Annotated in this window: 19 protein-coding genes and 1 riboswitch; of the genes, 16 read left to right on the top strand and 3 right to left on the bottom strand. The window is 42.8% G+C overall.

Annotation, left to right across the window (positions count from 1 at the left end):
- The first annotated feature begins 9 nt into the window (after positions 1 to 9).
- Both pheS and pheT read left to right on the top strand, forming a co-directional pair.
- The gene (pheS, locus tag J7J00_RS11860; RefSeq protein ID WP_098370018.1) at positions 10 to 1050 is read left to right on the top strand and encodes a phenylalanine--tRNA ligase subunit alpha; all 1041 of its coding nucleotides are present in this window, start codon (positions 10 to 12) and stop codon (positions 1048 to 1050) included.
- Between the two features lie 28 nt (positions 1051 to 1078).
- Entirely contained in the window at positions 1079 to 3493 is a 2415-nt protein-coding gene (gene pheT, locus J7J00_RS11855) for a phenylalanine--tRNA ligase subunit beta (RefSeq protein WP_214790869.1), read from the top strand.
- Positions 3494 to 3907: 414 nt separating this feature from the next.
- Here the strand turns inward: pheT and J7J00_RS11850 are convergent, their stop codons facing one another.
- Positions 3908 to 4198, bottom strand: a complete 291-nt coding sequence (locus J7J00_RS11850) for a hypothetical protein (RefSeq protein ID WP_214790867.1) — start codon at positions 4196 to 4198, stop codon at positions 3908 to 3910.
- Positions 4199 to 4341: 143 nt separating this feature from the next.
- Positions 4342 to 5301, bottom strand: a complete 960-nt coding sequence (gene rnhC / locus J7J00_RS11845; protein WP_214790865.1) for a ribonuclease HIII — start codon at positions 5299 to 5301, stop codon at positions 4342 to 4344.
- A 172-nt stretch (positions 5302 to 5473) separates the two neighbouring features.
- Between rnhC and zapA the strand changes: the two genes are divergently transcribed.
- From zapA to J7J00_RS11780, 13 genes are all read left to right on the top strand, one after another.
- Positions 5474 to 5734, top strand: coding sequence for a cell division protein ZapA (zapA, locus tag J7J00_RS11840; RefSeq protein ID WP_048678967.1), 261 nt, complete (start codon positions 5474 to 5476; stop codon positions 5732 to 5734).
- Positions 5735 to 5738: 4 nt separating this feature from the next.
- Positions 5739 to 6284: a CvpA family protein gene (locus J7J00_RS11835; protein ID WP_214790863.1), complete on the top strand. Its 546-nt coding sequence runs from the start codon at positions 5739 to 5741 to the stop codon at positions 6282 to 6284.
- A 212-nt stretch (positions 6285 to 6496) separates the two neighbouring features.
- The gene (gene polX, locus J7J00_RS11830) at positions 6497 to 8215 is read left to right on the top strand and encodes a DNA polymerase/3'-5' exonuclease PolX (protein WP_214790861.1); all 1719 of its coding nucleotides are present in this window, start codon (positions 6497 to 6499) and stop codon (positions 8213 to 8215) included.
- A gap of 35 nt (positions 8216 to 8250) precedes the next feature.
- A complete protein-coding gene (locus tag J7J00_RS11825) occupies positions 8251 to 10605 on the top strand; it encodes an endonuclease MutS2 (protein ID WP_214790859.1) in 2355 nt (784 codons plus the stop codon).
- Positions 10606 to 10670: 65 nt separating this feature from the next.
- A complete protein-coding gene (locus J7J00_RS11820) occupies positions 10671 to 11078 on the top strand; it encodes a DUF350 domain-containing protein (RefSeq protein WP_098370024.1) in 408 nt (135 codons plus the stop codon).
- A 292-nt stretch (positions 11079 to 11370) separates the two neighbouring features.
- The gene (locus tag J7J00_RS11815) at positions 11371 to 13068 is read left to right on the top strand and encodes an AMP-binding protein (RefSeq protein ID WP_214790857.1); all 1698 of its coding nucleotides are present in this window, start codon (positions 11371 to 11373) and stop codon (positions 13066 to 13068) included.
- Between the two features lie 200 nt (positions 13069 to 13268).
- Complete coding sequence (locus J7J00_RS11810; RefSeq protein WP_141994379.1) at positions 13269 to 13856, top strand: fatty acid metabolism transcriptional regulator FadR; 588 nt, start codon at positions 13269 to 13271, stop codon at positions 13854 to 13856.
- A 123-nt stretch (positions 13857 to 13979) separates the two neighbouring features.
- Positions 13980 to 14753, top strand: a complete 774-nt coding sequence (locus J7J00_RS11805) for an enoyl-CoA hydratase (RefSeq protein ID WP_214790855.1) — start codon at positions 13980 to 13982, stop codon at positions 14751 to 14753.
- Between the two features lie 122 nt (positions 14754 to 14875).
- Entirely contained in the window at positions 14876 to 15649 is a 774-nt protein-coding gene (locus J7J00_RS11800; protein ID WP_214790853.1) for an electron transfer flavoprotein subunit beta/FixA family protein, read from the top strand.
- Between the two features lie 70 nt (positions 15650 to 15719).
- Positions 15720 to 16697 (top strand): electron transfer flavoprotein subunit alpha/FixB family protein, encoded by a 978-nt coding sequence (locus tag J7J00_RS11795; RefSeq protein ID WP_214790851.1) that lies wholly within the window; start codon positions 15720 to 15722, stop codon positions 16695 to 16697.
- Positions 16698 to 16899: 202 nt separating this feature from the next.
- A complete protein-coding gene (trxA, locus tag J7J00_RS11790) occupies positions 16900 to 17220 on the top strand; it encodes a thioredoxin (RefSeq protein ID WP_328113193.1) in 321 nt (106 codons plus the stop codon).
- 103 nt (positions 17221 to 17323) lie between these two features.
- Positions 17324 to 19096 (top strand): excinuclease ABC subunit UvrC, encoded by a 1773-nt coding sequence (gene uvrC, locus J7J00_RS11785; RefSeq protein WP_214790849.1) that lies wholly within the window; start codon positions 17324 to 17326, stop codon positions 19094 to 19096.
- A 61-nt stretch (positions 19097 to 19157) separates the two neighbouring features.
- Positions 19158 to 19334: riboswitch (Lysine riboswitch) on the top strand.
- Between the two features lie 88 nt (positions 19335 to 19422).
- Complete coding sequence (locus J7J00_RS11780; RefSeq protein ID WP_214790847.1) at positions 19423 to 20655, top strand: aspartate kinase; 1233 nt, start codon at positions 19423 to 19425, stop codon at positions 20653 to 20655.
- Between the two features lie 63 nt (positions 20656 to 20718).
- On the opposite strand, the gene J7J00_RS11775 is transcribed toward J7J00_RS11780, so the two are convergent.
- Entirely contained in the window at positions 20719 to 21189 is a 471-nt protein-coding gene (locus tag J7J00_RS11775; protein WP_214790844.1) for a YslB family protein, read from the bottom strand.
- A gap of 383 nt (positions 21190 to 21572) precedes the next feature.
- On the opposite strand from J7J00_RS11775, the gene J7J00_RS11770 reads away from it, so the two are divergent.
- Positions 21573 to 22181 (top strand): succinate dehydrogenase cytochrome b558 subunit, encoded by a 609-nt coding sequence (locus J7J00_RS11770; protein WP_214790842.1) that lies wholly within the window; start codon positions 21573 to 21575, stop codon positions 22179 to 22181.
- The last annotated feature ends 25 nt before the right edge of the window (positions 22182 to 22206 follow it).

The raw sequence follows: 22206 nt of genomic DNA, 5'->3' as shown, positions 1-22206 counted from the left end.
GAAGACATGATGCAGGAACGTTTACTAGAACTGCAGGAAGAAGCGTTGCAAAAAGTTGCCGCCGCTTCCGAATTAAAAGAACTGAATGAAGTCCGAGTTGCTTATTTAGGGAAAAAAGGGCCAATCACTGAGGTATTGCGCGGCATGGGTAAATTATCTGCCGAAGAACGCCCGAAAATCGGGGCACTGGCCAATGATGTAAGGGAAGCGATCGCAACAAAGATCGAGGAGAAACAAAAAGCACTTGAAACTGCTGCAGTCAATGCAAAGCTAGCAACTGAAACGATTGACGTCACACTTCCTGGACGTCCGGTTAACAAGGGGAATCTACACCCATTAACACGTGTCGTGGAAGAAATCGAAGACTTATTCATCGGTATGGGTTATACCGTTGCGGAAGGTCCTGAAGTCGAAAGCGACTACTACAACTTCGAGGCACTTAACTTGCCAAAAAGCCATCCGGCACGTGATATGCAGGATTCCTTCTACATAACGGATGAAATCCTGATGCGTACGCACACTTCACCTGTTCAAGCCAGAACGATGGAAAAACATAAAGGGCAAGGTCCAGTTAAAATCATTTGCCCAGGAAAAGTATATCGCCGTGATAACGATGATGCTACACACTCCCATCAATTCCAGCAAATTGAAGGCTTGGTCATTGATGAGAACATCAGCATGAGCGACCTGAAAGGAACGCTGGACGTATTTGCGAAAAAAGTATTTGGGCAAGACCGAGAAATCCGCCTTCGTCCAAGTTTCTTCCCATTTACGGAGCCTTCCGTCGAAGTGGATATTTCTTGTAAAATCTGTGGTGGTAAAGGCTGCAGCGTATGTAAACAAACAGGCTGGATCGAAGTGCTTGGCGGCGGGATCGTTCATCCGAACGTCCTTGAAATGGCTGGCTTCGATTCCAAGAAATACTCTGGATTCGCATTTGGAATCGGCGTGGAACGGATTGCCATGTTGAAGTACGGTGTGGATGATATTCGTCATTTCTATACGAATGATGTTCGATTCTTAAAACAATTCAACCATCACGAAGCATAAATTTTTATTTTAAAAAGGAGGACCTACCATGTTTGTGTCATATAAATGGTTACAAGATTATGTTGACCTTTCAGGCATCAATGCGACGGAGTTAGCTGACAAAATCACGAAAAGCGGCATTGAGGTTGAAGGGGTTGAAAAGAAAAGTGAAGGGCTAAAAGGGGTCGTCATCGGGCATGTCATGGAACGTGAACAGCATCCAAATGCGGATAAATTGAATAAATGCCAAGTTGATATCGGGGCCGAAAATCCCGTTCAGATCATCTGTGGAGCACCGAATGTCGATAAAGGCCAAAAAGTCGCAGTCGCTACTGTTGGCGCAGTCCTTCCAGGTAATTTCAAAATCAAGAAAGCGAAACTTCGTGGAGAGGAATCGCACGGGATGATTTGCTCGCTTCAGGAATTGGGCTTCGAATCCAAGCTCGTTTCCAAGGATTATGCTACAGGTATCTTCGTCTTCCCTAATGATGTGGAAGTAGGGAAAGATGCATTGGAGGAACTTGGTCTAAGTGATGAAGTGCTGGAACTTGGGCTGACTCCAAACCGTTCCGACGCATTGAGCATGCTTGGTGTTGCATATGAAGTGGCAGCCATTCTAGGCCGTGAAGTGAAATGGCCGGTTGTCGAGAAAGAAGAGGCAGCTGAAAAAGCAACTGATTATATCAGTGTCAAAGTTGAAGCGAAAGAAGATAACCCGATATACATTGCTAAAATCATCAAGGATGTCAAGGTCGGACCCTCACCGCTTTGGATGCAGACTAGGTTGATGTCTGCAGGTATCCGACCTCATAATAATGTGGTGGATATCACGAACTACATTTTACTTGAATACGGCCAACCGCTCCATGCCTTTGATTATGACCGCTTTGGTTCAAAGGAAATCGTCATCCGCAGATCGAAGGATGCTGAAAAAATCGTAACATTGGATGAAGCGGAACGCACTTTGACACCTGACCATTTAGTGATCACAAATGGCAGCGAGCCAGTAGCGATAGCTGGTGTGATGGGCGGAGCGGATTCCGAAGTGAAAAATGATACGACGAACATCATTATTGAAAGTGCATACTTTGCAGGTACAGTAGTTCGTAAAGCTTCAAAGGACCATGGATTACGCAGTGAAGCTAGTGCCCGCTTTGAAAAAGGTGTCGACCCGGCCCGTGTACGTGAAGCTGGAGAACGTGCTGCACAATTGATTGCACAATATGCAGGTGGAACAGTCTTACAAGGAGCAGCAGAAGTTGATGAATTGACAATGGAACCTGCGGTCATTAGCATCACTCTTGAAAAAATCAACACACTTCTTGGAACAAGCATGACCGTATCGGTTGTGGAATCGATCTTCAAACGTCTGCAATTTGGCGTTGAACTTGACAATGAAACATTCACAATCACAGTCCCGACGCGCCGTGGTGATATTACGATTGAAGCTGATTTAGTCGAAGAGGCTGCACGTTTATTTGGATATGATAACATTCCCGCTACACTGCCGATTGGTGCTGCTACCCCAGGCCAATTGACTGACTATCAAATTAAACGGCGGAAGGCACGTCGTACACTTGAAGGCGCAGGCCTTTATCAAGCGGTGACCTATTCTCTGACAAGCCAGGAAAAAGCGTCCCAATTCGCATTGGAAGCAAGAGAATCCATCCGATTAGCAATGCCAATGAGTGAAGAAAGAAGCCAGCTGCGTTTAAGCATCGTGCCTCAATTGCTGGAAGTGGTGAAATATAACAATGCCCGCCAAATTGATTCACTGGCACTGTATGAAATCGGTTCGGTATTCTTTAAGCGTGACGAACAAGAACTGCCTGAAGAAAAAGAACATATTGCTGGGGCAATCACCGGCCTATGGGAGTCACATCTATGGCAAGGCGAAAAGAAACCAGTGGATTTCTTTGTAGCCAAAGGCGTGATCGAAGCATTATTCGACACACTTGGATTAGCTGATCAAATCAATTATCGCCAAGCTGAAATCAACGACATGCATCCAGGACGGACAGCGGAAGTACTATTGAATGGTGAAGTGATTGGCTTTATCGGCCAAGTGCACCCAACTGTCCAAAAAGACTTGGATATTAAAGAAACATACATTTTCGAACTTTCCTTAAAAGCATTGGCAGAAGCCGAAGTCGCGCCGATTGCGTACCAAACCATTCCGCGCTATCCATCAACCACACGCGATATCGCGCTCGTTGTGGATCAAGCTACGAAAGCCGGGGACATTCAGGATATTATTGAAGAAGCCGGTGGCAAACTGCTGAAAGAAGTAAGCATCTTCGACTTATACGAAGGTGAAAGAATGGACGAAGGCAAGAAATCCATTGCCTACTCACTGAAATACTTCGACCCGGAACGTACTCTAACGGACGAGGACATTACAAAAGCACATGATAAAGTTCTTGAAGCCGTTAAAGAAAAAGCTGGCGCAGAACTAAGAGGTTAAAACAAAAAGACAGCTCCCTGAAACATGGGAAGCTGTCCTTTTGGATTTTACGAGTAAATAGCGTGAATTCACGAGTAAATGGAGCGAACTCACGAGTAAATGGAGCGAACTCACGAGTAAACGGCGTAAATTTACGAGTAAAAGGTGCAACCTCACGAGTAACGGCGTAAATTCACGAGTAAATCATAAATTTACGAGTAAATAGAGTAAACTCACGAGTAAATCGTAAATTTACGAGTAAAAAGTGCAAACTCACGAGTAAATCATAAATTCACGAGTAAATAGCGTGAATTCGAGTAAATGGAGCGAACTCACGAGTAAAAGGTGCAACCTCACGAGTAAATCATAAATTTACGAGTAAATAGCGTAAACTCACGAGTAAATGGCGTAAACTCACGAGTAAACGGCGTAAACTCACGAGTAAATCGTAAATTTACGAGTAAAAGGTGCAACCTCACGAGTAAACGGCGTAAATTCACGAGTAAAAGGTGCAAACTCACGAGTAAATCGTAAATTTACGAGTACCGGCGTAAACTCACGAGTAAACGGCGTAAATTCACGAGTAAATGGTGCAAACACACGAGAAAACGGCGTAAACTCACGAGTAAATCGTAAATTTACGAGTAAAAGGTGCAAATTCACGAGTAAATGGAGCGAACTCACGAGTAAATGGTTCAAACCTACGAGTAACCGGCGTAAACTCACGAGTAAATCGTAAATTTACGAGTAAATGGAGCGAACTCACGAGTAAATGGTTCAAACCTACGAGTAAACGGCGTAAATTCACGAGTAAATGGAGCAAACACACGAGAAAAAGGCGGCTGTTCCGGAAGGTCAGCCGCTTTCTTCTATTTATGATATTTCTGTTGATATAGTCGCTTCGCTTTTTCAGTGTTGGCGAAGTGGGTTTTCGTGAATTCGTGTAATGAATCGATTCCTTTTTCATGAATCAATCTTGCGGCCGCTTCATCGACTGCAAATCCGGCACCTTTAGGGATTTTGAATCCGGCTTTTTCACTCAGCAAGTCAAAGCGTTTGACGAATGCATATCGGGCAATGATGGATGCGGCTGCTACTCCAAGATGAATGCCTTCCGCTTTTGTGCATAGATAGGTGGCATTAGCTTGGAATAGTTCTTGGCCTTTTAGGTAATTGAAAAATACCTCTGGTTGAGCGAATTGATCAATAAGGACCGCTTCCGCTTGTTCAGGCTGGATTTTTTGTATGAGATTCTTGATTGCTTGGTTATGGAGGAGTGCCTTCATTTTTCCTTGTGACATTCCCTTTGCCTGTAGCGCATTATATTTCGGGTTGTCGCATGTGAGCAGGCTGAAGGGCACTACATCCTTAATCTGTTTGGCAATTTCGATGATCTGTGGATCTTTCAGATTTTTGGAATCCTGGACACCAAGCTCCTTTAATAGGGCTAGTTGCTCCTTTTTTGCATAAACGGCTACGACAGTGATCGGGCCGAAATAGTCTCCTGTTCCGACTTCATCGGAACCGATCACTGACATGGTTCCGATATTGGCAGGCGGCGAATATCGATGGACGTTGACTGATGCAGATGATGCCGTTTTTTTCTTTGGAGCCGCAGCAGTGGTGCCTTTTTGCCATTTTCCCGCTTCTAGTTCGGCATTCTTACCCTGAAAAAGGACCTTCCCGGATTTATAGGCCGTCACCGTACATAGCGGCGGTTTGGCGGAAAAGATGCTCCCCGGCGGAAGCTTGGCTGCCAAGGATGAAGAATAATGGGACTTCATCGCCTTTATTTGTTCAGGACTGATAAGTAAAACAACATGGGACATAATGGGTTAGCTCCTAACTTCATTTTGTTTATTAGGTGATCGTCTTCCTAAATTCGCTTTCGTTTGACAAATTATTGAAATTTTTATGCAAGAAATGACGATGTACTCTCTTTCGTGACGAAAAACTTCATGATATGATAGAATTAGGATTGTTTAGATTGGGGGCATCATTTTGTCAGACGATAAACGAAATAAAACAACAGTTGATATATACGGACAACCATATACAATCGTCGGCACAGAAAGTGCAAGTCATATGCGCCTGGTCGCTTCGATGGTTGACGAAAAAATGAGAGAGATCAGGATGAAAAATCCATACTTGGATACAAGCAAGCTAGCGGTACTAACGGCCGTGAATACCATCCACGAATATATTAAATTAAAAGATGAACTAGACCAGCTTCAACTGGAATTAAAGAGAGAGAAGGACTGAGTACATGCTTGATTTAGCAATTCTGGCCATTCTTTTAATCGGTTTATTAATCGGTTTAAAGCGTGGCTTCATTTTACAAATGGTTCATATGACAGGGTTCATTGTAGCCTTCATCGTCGCTTATGTATTTTACGGAGATCTTGCTCCCAATTTGAAATTGTGGATTCCGTTCCCAACGATGGGTGATTCCTCGACCCTTAATATGTTTTTCGATACAGTCGGGCTTGATACGGCGTATTACAATGCAATTGCCTTTGCAATCATTTTCTTTGCTGCCAAGATCCTTTGGCAAATGATAGGATCCATGCTCAACTTCATTACCCACCTACCGATATTAAAGCAGCTGAATCGCTGGGGTGGAGGGATATTGGGTTTTCTCGAAGTCTATCTTATCATGTTTATTATATTATATATAGCTGCCATGCTGCCAATGGATTCCATTCAGAAACCATTAACTGGCTCATTTTTGGCAGAATCGATCGTGAAACATACGCCGTTCCTTTCCGAGCAAGTGAAGGAACTTTGGTTTCATGATGTAAAACAATCTTAATGTCAGTATAAGAGGGCCTGCCTCCCTTTCTCAAAGTCCTGGATTCCTATACTTTGAACGGGGGAGGCCCCTTTTTATGTAGCAGCATGTTTAACTTCCCCCTATTTGATTCGAAAGTTAAGAATCTGACTGCTTGTACTTTACCTCCAAGAAAGGTATCTTTAAGAAAGTGAACAATGGACACCCTACTAATTTTTTCGGCGGTGAATTAAATGACAATTAATAAAAAAGATATCATTAAACTATTAGAAAAAATTGCAATATATATGGAACTAAAAGGAGAGAACCCGTTCAAGGTTTCAGCTTTCCGAAAGGCAGCTGGCGCCTTGGAAACGGATGAACGGAGCCTTTCGGCCATCGATGACTTTACCGCTTTAAATGGAATCGGGAAAGGAACGGCCTCCGTCATCGAAGAGTATATAAATGAGGGGAAATCGACCGTACTTGAAGAGCTGCAGGAGCAGGTGCCAAAAGGATTGATTCCGCTTCTGCAGCTTCAAGGTCTGGGCGGGAAGAAAATTGCCAAGCTTCATAAAGAGCTGCATGTCAATGATGTGAATGATCTTAAAATCGCCTGTGAAGAAGGCAGGGTCGCGGCGCTTGCCGGTTTCGGCAAAAAAACGGAAGAGAAGATCCTGTCTGCAATTGCCGAGGCGGGTTCAAGGCCCGATCGGCTGCCTCTTGCCTTCATGAGGCCGATTGCGGATGATATTGAAACGGCCCTTGCTAACATGGAATACATCATCCGTTCTTCCAGGGCCGGCAGCATCCGGCGTATGAGGGAAACCATCAAGGACCTCGATTTCATCATCTCGACAGATCATCCCGAAGAAGTTAAGGATCAACTGCTTGCATTAACGGGGATAAAGCAGGTGATTGCGGCCGGTGATACAAAAGTATCGGTCGTGCTTGATTATGAATATGATATTTCTGTCGATTTCCGAATCGTGAAGGATCAGGAATTCATCACGACACTCCATCATTTTACAGGTTCGAAGGATCACAATGTGCGGATGCGCCAGCTTGCTAAAGATCGCGGCGAGAAAATCAGCGAATATGGGGTGGAAGTGGCTGAAACCGGTGATGTATTGACGTTTGAAACGGAAGAACAATTTTATAATCATTTTGGTCTTCCCTTCATTCCGCCAGAACTGCGTGAAGACGGAACGGAAGTGGAGCATTATGATGCTAATGAACCTCTCATATCTTTAGAGGCCATCAAAGGTGACCTGCATATGCATACCACTTGGAGTGATGGGGCACATACGATTGAGGAAATGATTGAAGCATGCCGTGCAAAAGGGTATCGGTATATGGCCATCACCGATCATTCGCAATATCTGAAAGTGGCGAATGGCTTGACCGTGGAACGTTTACGTGAACAAAAACGTATCATCCATGAACTAAATGAAAAATACGCTGACTTTACCGTTCTTTCAGGGATTGAAATGGATATACTTCCTGATGGGACCCTTGATTATGACGATGAGCTGCTTGCAGAGATGGATTTGGTGATCGCATCGATTCACTCAAGCTTTTCACAGCCTCGGGAAACGATCATGGAGCGCTTAAAAACGGCTCTAAATAATCCGCATGTAGATATCATTGCCCATCCAACGGGAAGGATCATCGGCAGACGAGCCGGATATGATGTTGATATAGAGATGCTGATTGAACTGGCCCGTGAAACGAATACTGCCTTGGAATTGAATGCGAACCCGAACCGATTGGATTTGGCACCTCCCCATCTGCGCAAGGCACAGGAAGCAGGCGTTCCCATCGTGATCAATACGGATGCCCACAGCATCGACATGCTTGAACATATGCCTGTTGGGGTCTCATCAGCCAAAAAAGGCTGGATTAAAGAATCAACGGTTCTTAATGCAAGGGATACGGATGGATTATTGGCGTTTTTAAAGAGAAATGATTAACTATTTGCCCATAAATAAGGAGGAGCTTTAACTCCATGCATAATAAAGCTTTAAAGACATTGGAATTTCATAAAATAAAAGATCAATTAATTTCACACGCATCCTCATCCATAGGAAAAGAGAAGGCAGAGCAATTGATGCCTTCCACGGATTTTGAAGAGGTGTCGAGATGGCAGGAAGAAACAGATGAGTCAGCCAAAATCGTCCGATTGAAAGGTAACTTGCCATTGGGCGGGATTTTTGATATCCGTCCGCATGCAAAAAGGGCACAGATTGGCGGAATGCTCTCACCGATGGAATTGATGGAACTCGCGAGTACGATTCGTGCCGGCAGGATTCTCAGCCGTTTCTTTGAAGAACTTGCAGAGCAGGAAATTGATGTTCCGCTTTTGGCCGAATATATCGATTCCCTTCATCCATTGATAGATTTGCAGCAGGAAATTACATATGCAGTAAGCGAACATGGCGAAGTGATGGATTCTGCCAGCGACAAGCTTCGTACCTTAAGAAACCAAATTCGGACGAACGAAAGCCGCGTCAGGGAAAAACTAGAAAGCATGATCCGTTCTTCCAATGCATCAACAATGTTATCCGATGCCATCATCACCATCCGGAATGACCGATTCGTCATCCCGGTAAAACAGGAATACCGGAGTGTGTATGGCGGGATCATCCATGATCAATCCTCATCAGGGCAGACGCTGTTCATTGAACCGCAAGCAATCGTTCAGCTGAATAATGCCCTGCAGGAAACCCGAGTGAAGGAAACGCAGGAAATAGAACGGATATTGGTCGAACTATCGGAAAAAGTCGGTGCGTACACTCCTGAATTGCTTCATAATGTCAAAGTGCTTGCACAAATCGATTTCCTTGTCGCCAAGGCAAAGTATGCAAAAGCGATAAAAGGGTCCAAGCCGATTCTGAATAATGAGGGACGCGTGAAATTATTCAAAGCGAAACACCCGCTCATTCCGAGTGATGTTGTCGTGGCCAATGATATTTTTCTTGGTGATGAATTTACTACAATCGTCATTACCGGTCCGAATACAGGTGGTAAGACGGTTACCCTGAAAACGATTGGCCTCTGTACGTTAATGGCCCAGTCCGGTCTGCAAATCCCTGCGCTGGATGGTTCCGAAACGGCTGTGTTTTCCTCTGTTTATGCCGATATTGGCGATGAACAGTCGATTGAACAAAGCTTAAGTACATTCTCTTCGCATATGGTCAATATTGTCGATATCCTTAAGCATGTCGATTATGACAGCCTAGTTTTATTCGATGAGCTTGGAGCGGGAACTGACCCACAGGAAGGTGCCGCTTTGGCCATTTCCATTTTGGATGAAGTGTATAAGCGCGGAGCACGTGTGATTGCAACGACACATTATCCGGAATTAAAGGCGTATGGATATGATCGGGAAGGCGTCATTAATGCAAGCGTCGAATTTAATGTGGAAACCTTGAGTCCCACCTATAAACTTTTGATCGGTGTACCAGGTAGGAGTAATGCGTTTGAAATTTCCAAACGCCTTGGTTTGGAAGAAAGCGTGATAAGCAGCGCCCGCAGCCATATTGGTGAGGATACGAATAAAGTTGAGAATATGATAGCGTCCCTTGAAGACAGCCGCAAAAAGGCCGAAGAAGAAGAACAGGAAGCCAAGAATCACCTGGAACAGGCGGAAATTCTTCATAAAGACCTTCAAAGGCAAATTGGTGAATACCATGAAGAACGGGATGCGATGGTTGAAAAGGCAGCAAAAGAGGCAGCGGCAATCGTTGAAAATGCACAAAAGGAAGCGGAAGCGATTATTGCCGACTTACGTAAACTGCGACTTGAAAAGCATGCCGATGTTAAAGAGCATGAACTGATCGATGCCAAAAAGCGGCTTGAAGAAGCTGCGCCAAAAGTGAAAAAAACATCAAATAAAGCTGCAAGGCCGCTGGATAAAAGCTTGAAGCCTGGAGATGAAGTAAAGGTAGTAAGCTTCGGTCAAAAAGGTCACTTGATCGAGAAGGTCTCAAATAATGAATGGCAGGTTCAAATCGGCATCATGAAAATGAAGGTGAAGGAGTCTGACCTGGAATTCATCAAGGCCACAAAAGTTAAAGAAACAAAGCCCCTCACCACGATCAAAGGCCGCGATTATCACGTTAGCGTCGAACTTGACCTCCGGGGAGAACGCTTTGAAAATGCAATATCAAGAGTGGAAAAGTACATTGATGATGCTCTTTTGGCCGGTTATTCGAGTGTTTCCATCATTCATGGTAAAGGAACGGGTGCTCTTCGGTCCGGGGTCCAGGAATACTTGAAAAATCACCGCTCTGTCAAAAGGATTCGCTTCGGCGAAGCCGGTGAAGGCGGAACAGGTGTTACGGTGGTGGAATTTAAATAAAGGAAAGCGGTCACTCCGGCCATTCAGCCAAGCCGGGTGGCTAGTTACCATTCGGGAGTTGGACCATGGTGAACATGTGGGAAAATGAATATGTATATATAGCTGCTCGTTACAGTGTCGTTATTCTGTGCATGATTGTTTTTTTAGCCATTTTTGAACTTGTCACAAAGTACAAGAACTGGGAAGAAATCAAACAAGGAAACCTTTCTGTCGCGTTGGCAACAGGTGGTAAAATATTTGGGATCGCCTATGTATTCCAACAGTCCATTCTCCATCAGAATTCGCTTATTACCATGATTGGCTGGGGCGTATACGGATTTGTCCTGCTATTGATCGGTTATTTCATTTTTGAATTTATGACTCCTGGATTTAAAATAGATGAAGAGATACAAAAAGATAATCGGGCAGTTGGATTCCTATCGATGATCATATCAATCGCATTATCTTTTGTCATCGGCGCAGGGATTTCTTAATGCCCTTCATGAGAGGGAGTAAGCTGTGGAGAAACTTGCAAAAGTCCTAATTGTTTGTTGCGGAATCTTTTTTCTGTTTGGAATCATTTATATGACATTCTTCAACTGAAGCGGCCATTGTGCCGCTTCTTTTATTTTGAGTTCCATTAAAAAGAGTGGGGGGCGGCATGTAAAATACTAATGGTCAATTCTCATCATAGGGTCTTTATACTCTGAAATTCGGCAATTGTAAGAAAATCCCGATTGTATTATAATGAAAAGAGTATTGAGAATATTCAGAAGGAGGGGGCAAATGAGCAATAAGCCATGGCAAGCTATTTATCCGGAACAGATACCCGCTGTTTTGTCTTACGAAGATAAACCTCTTTATTCTTTTTTAAAGGAATCAGCCGAAGAATTCCCCGATAAAGTATCGATTCATTTCCAGGGAAAAGAATTAACTTTCCGGGAAGTGCATGAATCTGCTTTAAAGTTTGCTGCCTATTTAAAAAGTATCGGTCTTCAAAAAGGTGAACGCGTTGCCGTCATGCTTCCTAACTGCCCACAGGGTGTCATAGGCTTTTTTGGGATATTGATGGCCGGCGGAGTCGTGGTTCAAACGAATCCAACCTATACTGAACGTGAATTGGAATATCAAATGAAAGATTCCGGAGCGAAAATAATTTTGGCGATGGATATTTTATTTCCCCGTGTTACTGCAGTGGCATCAAGAACGGATATAGAACATATAATTGTAACCGCTATCAAGGAATATTTACCTTTTCCAAAAAATCTTATCTATCCTTTTATTCAAAAAAAGCAATACGGCATTGTCATCAATGTGGAGCATGAAGGGAATCATCATTTATTTTCCGAAATCATGAAACGTAAGATGACTGAAGAAATCACTGTGCCGATCGATGTGGATAATGACCTTGCCCTTTTGCAATATACTGGTGGGACAACAGGCTTTCCCAAAGGGGTCATGCTTACCCATAAGAACTTGCTGGCAAATACGAAAATGTGCAATGCATGGCTTTATAAAAATAAGCGCGGTGAGGAAAGGATCCTTGCGATTCTGCCTTTCTTCCATGTGTACGGTATGACTACAGTCTTGGTTCTTTCCGTCATGGAAGGGAACACCATGATCATCATGCCAAAGTTCGATGTTGAAGCGACGCTTAAAACCATCCAAAAACAGAAACCGACCATGTTTCCAGGAGCGCCAACGATGTATATCGGCCTCTTGAACCATCCGGATATCGCTAAATATGACCTTTCTTCCATCAATGCCTGTATAAGCGGTTCTGCATCATTGCCCATAGAGGTTCAAGAGCAGTTTGAGAAAATTACCGGCGGGAAGCTTGTTGAAGGCTATGGACTTTCTGAAACCTCTCCGGTGACCCATGCTAATTTCATCTGGGATCAGCCGCGTGTAAAAGGAAGCATTGGGCTGCCATGGCCAGATACTGACTCGGTGATTCTGTCCCTGGAAACCTTTGAAGAGCTTCCTCCGAATGAAATAGGCGAAATTGCCATTAAAGGACCACAGGTAATGCAAGGATATTGGAACCGTCCGGATGAAACGGAAAACACCTTTAAAAATGGCTGGCTGCTTACAGGAGATCTGGGTTACATGGATGAGCAGGGGTTCTTTTTTGTGGTCGAGAGGAAAAAGGATACAATCATTGCAGGCGGTTTCAATATATATCCACGAGAGGTGGAGGAAGTGCTATACGAGCATGAGGCCATACAGGAAGTGGTTGTGGCAGGTATCCCTGACCCCTATCGCGGTGAGACCGTTAAGGCCTATGTCGTACTGAAAAAAAATGCCAGGGCCACTGAAGAGGAATTGAATGAATTTGCCAGAAAGAACCTGGCTTCCTATAAGGTGCCGCGCAGCTATGAATTCAGGGATGAACTTCCTAAAACGACGATAGGAAAAATCCTGAGAAGAGTCCTTATCGAGGAAGAAAAGAAAAAAATATCCGAGGAAAGAAAAGAAGCTTAAACAAGCACCCCTTTTAACGGAGCAGCGGAAGAAAGCTCCGTGTTTTGCAGAACAGCTGGACAACCTATGGATGGGGGCTGTACAATGAACTGAAGTGAATGTCAGGACCCCTAGAAGTTTTTGCTTGACAGTAAAGGGTCGTCATTTTATGATAGAAATATGAATGATGATTCATTCATATTTCTGAAAGGGGACATCCAGTGAAAAGCAACAGACCAAAGTATAATCAAATTATTGAAGCGGCCGTTATCGTCATTGCCCAAAACGGTTACTATCAAGCCCAAGTATCCAAAATCGCCAAGCAGGCAGGCGTAGCGGATGGCACCATATATCTATATTTTAAAAATAAAGAAGATATATTAATATCATTATTCCATGAAAAGATGGGCTCTTTTGTGGAACAGATCGAAGAAGAAATAAAAGGAAAGACCACTGCTTCGGATAAACTGCATGTGCTCATCCAAAAACATTTTAAAAACCTTTCAGAAGACGTGAATTTAGCAATTGTCACTCAGTTGGAATTAAGACAGTCGAATAAAGAATTGCGCCTTAGAATTAATGATGTGTTAAGAGGGTATTTAAATTTAATCGATCAGATCATTATTGAAGGAAAAGAGAACGGCGAATTCCTGCCTGATTTAAACAATTTACTTGCCAGGCAGATGATTTTTGGAACGATTGACGAAACAGTGACGACTTGGGTCATGAATGAGCAAAAGTACTCTCTTCCTGACCTTGCACCAGACGTTCACCGCCTGCTAATTGGCGGCTGTGGCCTGAAAAGTTAACGATTTAAATAGAGGATGGCTAGCCATCCTCGAAAGAATCATTATTCCTGCTTCCCCTTTATCGGGAAGTGATACATATTGAATTTTCAAAAAAGTTTGACTAGCATGCCTGGAGGGATTGATATGGAATATCTTAAGCTTTCTGTCGAAAATCATGTGGCTTTTATAACGATTGATCATGCACCTGCAAATGCGCTTTCTTCGGCTATCATCGGGGAGCTTTCACAGGCCTTCGATCAAATTGGGAAAGACGAAGCGGTACGGGTTGTCCTTCTTCATGGTGAAGGAAGATTCTTCTCTGCAGGAGCAGACATTAAAGAGTTTACGGAAGTGGAGAACGGGAAAGCTTTCGAGAAGCTGACCAAGAACGGTCAATCTGTATTTGAGAAAATCGAATCTTTTCCAAAACCGGTCATTGCAGCCATCCATGGAGCAGCGCTTGGCGGAGGATTGGAGCTGGCCATGGCCTGTCACATCCGATTGGTCACGGAAAGGGCTAAACTTGGTTTGCCTGAGCTGCAGTTGGGCTTAATCCCTGGATTTGCCGGGACCCAACGTCTTCCTCGTTATGTAGGCATGGCAAAGGCAGCTGAAATGCTGTTTACAAGTGAACCGATTTCAGGTATCCAAGCTGTACAATGCGGATTGGCGAATCATGCCTTCACGGATGAAGAACTGATTCCAAAAGCTAAGGAACTAGCTCATAAAATTGCCAAGAAAAGCCCACTGGCTTTAAAGTCGGCCATTGAGTTATTAAATTATTCTAAGCATGATTCCTATCATCAAGGTGTGGAAAGGGAAGCCGCCCTCTTTGGCCAAGCTTTCGATACCGCTGATGCACAAGAAGGAATCAGCGCTTTCATTGAAAAAAGGGAAGCTGTATTCAAAGGGAAATGAGATTTTGGTATAAATAACTATTTTTATATATCATGCAGGATTTTGATGAAATCTGTAGAACAATACTATATATCAATAAAATTCATAATCTTCAAAACTCAAATCATTCGGGAGGTATTATCGTGAACATTTATGTACTGCTGAAAAGGACATTTGATACAGAAGAAAAAATTACACTATCCAACGGGAAAATTAATGAGGATGGAGCAGAATTCATCATTAATCCATACGATGAGTATGCAGTTGAAGAAGCAATCCAGGTACGTGATGCACAAGGCGGCGAAGTAACGGTTATTTCTGTCGGAACAGAAGAGTCTGAAAAGCAATTACGTACAGCGCTGGCAATGGGTGCTGACAAAGCCGTATTGATAAATATAGAAGACGACATAGAAAATGGCGACCAATTCACGACTGCCAAAATTATAGGTGAATACTTAAAAGGTAAAAATGCCGATTTAATCATTGCAGGAAACGTTGCAATCGATGGCGGTTCTGGTCAAGTGGGACCACGCGTTGCCGAAATTTTAGAAATTCCTTATATAACAACCATTACAAAACTGGACATCGCAAATGGAAATGTAAGCGTTATCCGTGATGTCGAAGGGGACTCTGAAACGATCGAAGCATCCCTTCCATTGTTGGTGACAGCTCAACAAGGGCTAAATGAGCCGCGTTATCCTTCATTGCCAGGAATCATGAAAGCGAAGAAAAAACCGCTTGAACAATTGGAATTGGATGACCTGGATTTGGAAGAAGAAGATGTTGAGGCAAAAACAAAAACGATTGAAATTTACCTTCCTGCTAAAAAAGAAGCTGGAAAAGTATTGGATGGAGAAATCAGTGATCAAGTTAGCAAACTTGTTCAATTATTACGCAGTGAAGCAAAAGTGATTTAATCTTAAACGGTACTTTTCAAAACAACACACACGACAAAAATGAAAAATAGAGCACAGGAGGTTTTTATAAATGGCTAGAAAGTTTCTTGTATTGGGCGAAGTTCGTGACGGTTCACTAAGAAATGTATCATTTGAAGCTATCGGTGCGGCTAAACTTGCTGCAGATGGCGGGGAAATCGTAGGTGTTTTAGTTGGTGACAGTGTTCAAAATTTCGGGAATGAATTGATCCAGTATGGCGCGGACCGGGTTGTGGCAATAGAGAATGATCAATTGAAACAATATACTTCAGATGGATATGCGCAAAGCTTGCTTGCCGTCATCGAGCAGGAAAAGCCAGAAGGGATTTTCTTTGGACATACGGCCCTAGGAAAAGACCTTGCACCTAAATTGGCTGGAAAGCTTGAATCAGGTTTGATCTCGGACGTTACATCCATTGAAGATGAAGGCGGAAATATCGTTTTCACCCGCCCGATATATTCTGGTAAAGCATTTGAAAAGAAAATTGTTACGGATGGCGTGATATTCGCGACAATCCGTCCGAACAATATCGAACCATTAGCGAAAGATGAGTCCCGCTCTGGTGATGTTTCTACATTAAGTGTGGACATTAAGGATTTACGCACAATCATTAAAGATGTTGTTAGAAAAGCTAGCGAAGGGGTCGACCTTTCAGAAGCGAAAGTAATCATCGCAGGTGGACGGGGCGTGAAAAGTGAAGATGGTTTTGAACCATTAAAGGAACTTGCACAAGTTCTTGGCGGAGCGGTAGGAGCTTCCCGCGGAGCATGTGATGCGGACTATTGCGATTACTCTTTGCAAATCGGGCAAACGGGTAAAGTCGTAACACCTGATCTTTATATCGCCTGCGGAATTTCCGGTGCGATCCAGCATTTAGCGGGGATGTCGAACTCCAAGGTTATCGTTGCCATCAATAAAGACCCGGAAGCTAACATATTCAATGTGGCTGATTATGGAATTGTCGGAGACCTTTTCGAAGTCGTTCCATTACTTACGGAAGAATTCAAAAAACTAAAAGTTAACGCTTAATAGAGATAATACAGATAAGGGGGCAAGACATTTGGCATAAGCCGATACATGTCTTGCCCCTTTATTTGGGCTAAGAGGCAAGGACTTCGGCCTGCATATTTATTCTTATTTTGGACATCCTACCACTGAAGCAAAATATTAGCATCGATTCGAGCAACAATGGTATACTGTCTTTAGTTATTTGAGTAAATTTGAGGAGGAAATATATATGGCTATTGTAAATGCAACAGACCAAACTTTCACAACAGATACTAGCGAAGGTGTTGTTCTTGTAGATTTTTGGGCTCCATGGTGCGGACCTTGTAAAATGATCGCTCCTGTTCTTCAAGAGCTTGATACTGAAATTGGCGATACAGCAAAGATCGTAAAAGTGGATGTAGATGAAAACCAAGAAACAGCAGGAAAATTCGGTGTAATGAGCATCCCGACATTAATCGTCCTTAAAGACGGTGAAGTGGTTGATAAGGTTGTTGGTTTCCAACCTAAAGAAGCACTTGCTGAACTTATCGCAAAACACGCGTAATAATAAGTTAGCTAAAAAAAGCTTCAAGTCTGCGGACTTGAAGCTTTTTTCGCTATCTTGATATATAATGATTGTAAAAATGGGAGAACAGGAGGCTGAAAGCATGAATCAACAAATAAAGAATAAACTTGCCCTTCTTCCCGATCAACCTGGTTGTTATTTAATGAAAGATCGTCAGGGAACGATCATATATGTCGGCAAAGCGAAGGTGTTGAAAAATCGTGTCCGTTCTTATTTTACGGGATCTCATGATGGAAAAACATTTCGGCTCGTGAATGAGATTGAGGATTTCGAATACATCGTCACCTCTTCCAATATCGAGGCTCTTATTTTAGAGTTGAACTTAATCAAAAAATATGACCCAAAATATAATGTCATGCTAAAGGATGATAAGACGTATCCTTTCATCAAGCTGACTGCGGAACGCCACCCACGTCTAATCATTACGCGAAAAGTAAAAAAAGACAAAGGGAAATATTTCGGTCCTTATCCGAATGCATTTGCTGCTAACGAAACGAAAAAATTGCTCGACCGCATCTATCCCCTAAGAAAATGCAATACTTTACCGGATCGCGTTTGTCTCTACTATCATCTTGGCCAGTGCCTGGCCCCGTGTGTATATGAAGTAGAGGAACAGGAATATAAAAAAATGGTGGATGATATCAACCGGTTCTTGAACGGCGGGCATACTGAAATAAAAAAAGAACTGACTGAAAAAATGCTATTGGCATCAGAAGAGCTCGATTTCGAGAGGGCCAAGGAGTTCCGTGACAAGATTGCCCACATTGACATTACGATGGAGAAGCAAAAAATGATGACGACCGATTTCATAGACAGGGATGTATTTGGCTTTGCCTATGATAAAGGCTGGATGTGCGTTCAGGTATTTTTTGTCCGGCAAGGTAAATTAATAGAAAGGGATGTTTCACTTTTTCCGGTCTACGATGAACCCGAACAGGAACTTCTCACATTCCTAGGTCAGTTTTACGAGATTACGAACCATTTTAAACCAAAGGAAATCTTGCTGCCTGAATCAGTGGATGCCGAAATGGCCGAAGGGCTGCTTGGGGTCAAAACGATTCATCCCAAAAGGGGAGCGAAAAAAGACATGCTTAAATTGGCGAATAAAAATGCCTCCATCGCCCTTCAGGAAAAATTCTCTTTGATTGAAAGGGATGAAGAAAGAACGATCAATGCGGTGGAAAACCTCGGTAACCAACTGGGTATCTACACCCCGCATCGAATTGAAGCTTTCGATAACTCCAATATCCAGGGAAGTGACCCTGTTTCCGCTTTAGTCGTGTTCATTGATGGGAAGCCGGAAAAAAGAGAGTACCGAAAATATAAGATCAAGACGGTCCAGGGACCTGATGATTATGAATCGATGCGTGAAGTTGTCAGAAGAAGGTATTCACGAGTATTGAAAGAAGGGCTGCCGCTTCCGGACTTGATCATCATTGATGGCGGAAAGGGACATGTCGAAGCTGTTCGGGATATTTTGGAAAATGAATTGGGCCTTGATATTCCGCTTTCAGGCCTCATTAAGGATGAAAAGCATAGGACATCGCAATTGATGATCGGAAATCCTCTTGAAATCGTACCTCTTGATTCACGGAGCCAGGAATTTTACCTATTGCAAAGAATTCAGGATGAAGTGCATCGGTTCGCGATTACTTTTCATCGCCAGCTACGCGGGAAAAATGCGGTTCACTCCCAGCTTGATGATATTTCAGGAGTCGGGGAAAAACGAAGGAAGCAATTATTAAGGCATTTTGGATCATTGAAGAAAATCAAAGAGGCAACAGTCGAGGAAATCATGGAAGCTGGTATGCCAAAAGGGGTAGCCGAGGGAATCGTTAGAAAATTACAAGAATAATCTTGCTACTGATAAATCTCTATGCTATGATTAAAAGGAATTTTTAACTAGACAACTTAAAAGTGCTGATAGAGGTGCGGAATTCAAGAGTAAAAACCTGGAGAAGTATGAGCTTCCATGAAAGGTTTTGAAAGGGGATGACGCCGAAGGAAATCAAGACTCATACCTTGTTTTCCTGGTCCGACATTTAATAAATGGCGGATTGTCAGGGTTTATACCCTGGAGAGCTATCTCACTGTGTTTACAGTATTAGATATGTGATCACAGCAATGAGATATTTCTCATTGCTTTTTTTATTGCCTAAAAAGTAGAGAGGGTGCATGAGGATGGCATTAATCGTTCAAAAATTCGGCGGAACATCTGTCGGTAGCGTAGAAAAAATCAAAAATGTTGCCAATCGGGTAATCGAGGAAGCGGAGAATGGAAATGAGGTAGTTGTCGTTGTTTCAGCTATGGGGAAAACGACGGACCAATTGGTTTCCATGGCCCGTGATATTTCCGCAACCCCGAGCAAAAGGGAAATGGATATGCTATTGACTACTGGGGAACAGGTAACGATTTCCCTGTTAACGATGGCATTGATTGAAGAAGGACATGAAGCCATTTCGTATACTGGCTGGCAGGCTGGCATGCAAACGGAATCCGTTCATGGGAATGCCCGGATTTTAAACATCAATGCTTCAAGGATCCAAGCTCAGCTTCAAGAGAAGAAAATAGTGGTCGTGGCCGGTTTCCAGGGTAACGATGTAAATGGGGAAATCACTACCTTGGGGCGAGGCGGTTCTGATACGACGGCGGTTGCCATCGCTGCAGCGCTGAATGCGGATAGATGCGATATTTATACGGATGTAACGGGTGTTTTCACAACGGATCCACGCTACATAAAAGGCGCGCGAAAACTCCAATCCATTTCTTATGATGAAATGCTGGAACTTGCCACCCTGGGGGCGGGCGTCCTTCATCCAAGGGCTGTCGAATATGCAAAAAATTATCAAATTCCGCTTGAAGTCCGTTCAAGCATGGAGAGAGAATCAGGAACGATCATTGAGGAGGAAGCAACTATGGAAGAAAACTTAATTGTACGCGGCATTGCTTTTGAAGACAGTATTACGAGGGTTACAATCTATGGTTTGCCCCAATCACTTGGTGCATTATCCACAATCTTCACGACTCTTGCGAAAAACCGGATTAATGTGGACATCATCATTCAAAGCATGACCGCCGAGGATACAACCAATCTATCTTTTTCCACAAAAAGTGAAGATACGGAAGCGGCCTTGATCGTGCTGGAAAATAATAAAGAACGATTGGGATTCGACCGGGTCGAAACGGAGAGCGGGTTGGCCAAAGTGTCCATCGTCGGATCTGGTATGGTATCCAATCCCGGTGTGGCTGCCGAGATGTTTGAAGTGATGGCCAATACAGGCATCCAGGTGAAAATGGTCAGCACATCGGAAATTAAAGTTTCGACTGTCGTCAATGAAAAGGAAATGGTGAAGGCGGTTGAATCTCTTCATGAAGCATTTAAACTAGGTCAGCATGCAAATGTGCTAGCCTAAGTGTCAGGAGTCCAATAAAAAACAGACTTCCGGTAAAAAGGGTAAGTCTGTTTTAAGGGCTCATTAGATTGGATCTCTGGGATCCCATTGGATGGTGAATATCACTTTTTTTGCGCGGCGTTTGATTTCTTCCGTTGATTCGCTGAGGAATTTTTTTTGCAGTGAAAACTGCTCGGCAAGGAAACCGGCTTCAAGCTGGAAGTGACAATCAGGGTGTAAGTCCAGGCGGCGGCTGATTATTTCACCCGTCAGGGATAATTCCATCTCGTGTTTCGTATACTTCAAGATTTCCAGATTGCCCCATCCAGCGCTTTGGAAAAATTCAATAACTTCCTGATCGCCATTCAATGGGAATTTTCTTGCTAATTGTTTACCTGCCCAATAGAGGATTTGATTAGAGTCTTTTCCGAGAATATCGTTCAATAGAACTTCTCTGATTAATTCGTACCCGAAAGCTGGAACTTTGAATTCTTCAGTTTGAATTTCTTCAGTTTGAATCTCTTCTTCTATCGCAGCAGCAATATTTTTTTTCATAATTTATCGCCTCTTTCTGTAAATCTATTATAAACGTATTTCTTTTGCAAATTATACTGTTTTTTATTTATTTAAATAACAATTGGAAAAAAATGAGAAATTATACCGGGATATTAATAGATTAATTAGTAATTTCTCCAAAATATATACTTGATAGATAAAAAATAGACAATTTAATCCAATAAAATCTATTCTGAAAAAGAGATTTCTTGTATCCGTTTTCTTGACGCACATTGAAGTCAGGAGTAAAATGGACATGTCACATAATTGTAAAGGGAGTATAGAGGAGTTTTTTGACTCTATACTATATTTTCACGCGGAGATAAAAGGTAGCCACCAGATTATCTTTGCATGATTTTTCACAAATTAAGGGGGGGCACTTAGTGGCAAAGAATCGTGAGTTTGGGAACCGTAGACTTCATTCACTACTTGGAGTTATTCCGATCGGGCTGTTCTTGTTGGAACATTTAGTTACCAACTATATGGCAACAAAGGGACCGGAATCATTTAATTCAGCAGCACATTTTTTAGAAAGCATACCGTTTCGTTATTTTCTGGAAATCTTCATCATTTTCTTACCTTTGATTTATCATGCGGTTTACGGGATTTATATCGCGTTCACGGCTAAAAATAATTTAGGTAGATTTGGGTTTTTCCGAAATTGGATGTTCTTTTTACAACGCCTAAGTGGAATCATTACGTTGATTTTCCTTGTTTGGCATGTATGGTCAACTAGGATTCAAGCAGCTATGGGTACAGAGGTTGACTTTGACATGATGGCAGAGATTTTCTCTAATCCATTTATGATTGCATTTTATTTAGTTGGGGTCATTTCGACAATTTTCCACTTCTCAAATGGATTATGGTCATTTGCAGTGAGCTGGGGTCTAACAGTTTCACCAAGATCGCAAAGAATCATGACTTACTTTACATTGATCGTTTTCGTTCTTCTTTCTTATATCGGAGTTAGCGCAATTTTCGCTTTCGTATAAGAAGATAGAGTTCATTTATAAGTAT

The organism is Bacillus sp. ISL-4, assembly GCF_018613275.1.
In the GTDB taxonomy this organism is placed as follows: domain Bacteria; phylum Bacillota; class Bacilli; order Bacillales; family DSM-1321; genus Peribacillus; species Peribacillus simplex_E.
Note: the sequence above shows the minus strand (reverse complement) of the source record. Positions and strands in the feature narration are given on the sequence as shown.

Coding starts and splice junctions, on each gene's coding strand:
- pheS (WP_098370018.1), top strand. CDS start 10: ATGCAGGAACGTTTACTAGAACTGCAGGAAGAAGCGTTGCAAAAAGTT.
- pheT (WP_214790869.1), top strand. CDS start 1,079: ATGTTTGTGTCATATAAATGGTTACAAGATTATGTTGACCTTTCAGGC.
- rnhC (WP_214790865.1), bottom strand. CDS start 5,301: ATGTCCCATGTTGTTTTACTTATCAGTCCTGAACAAATAAAGGCGATG.
- J7J00_RS11835 (WP_214790863.1), top strand. CDS start 5,739: ATGCTTGATTTAGCAATTCTGGCCATTCTTTTAATCGGTTTATTAATC.
- polX (WP_214790861.1), top strand. CDS start 6,497: ATGACAATTAATAAAAAAGATATCATTAAACTATTAGAAAAAATTGCA.
- J7J00_RS11825 (WP_214790859.1), top strand. CDS start 8,251: ATGCATAATAAAGCTTTAAAGACATTGGAATTTCATAAAATAAAAGAT.
- J7J00_RS11820 (WP_098370024.1), top strand. CDS start 10,671: ATGGTGAACATGTGGGAAAATGAATATGTATATATAGCTGCTCGTTAC.
- J7J00_RS11815 (WP_214790857.1), top strand. CDS start 11,371: ATGAGCAATAAGCCATGGCAAGCTATTTATCCGGAACAGATACCCGCT.
- J7J00_RS11805 (WP_214790855.1), top strand. CDS start 13,980: ATGGAATATCTTAAGCTTTCTGTCGAAAATCATGTGGCTTTTATAACG.
- J7J00_RS11795 (WP_214790851.1), top strand. CDS start 15,720: ATGGCTAGAAAGTTTCTTGTATTGGGCGAAGTTCGTGACGGTTCACTA.
- uvrC (WP_214790849.1), top strand. CDS start 17,324: ATGAATCAACAAATAAAGAATAAACTTGCCCTTCTTCCCGATCAACCT.
- J7J00_RS11780 (WP_214790847.1), top strand. CDS start 19,423: ATGGCATTAATCGTTCAAAAATTCGGCGGAACATCTGTCGGTAGCGTA.
- J7J00_RS11775 (WP_214790844.1), bottom strand. CDS start 21,189: ATGAAAAAAAATATTGCTGCTGCGATAGAAGAAGAGATTCAAACTGAA.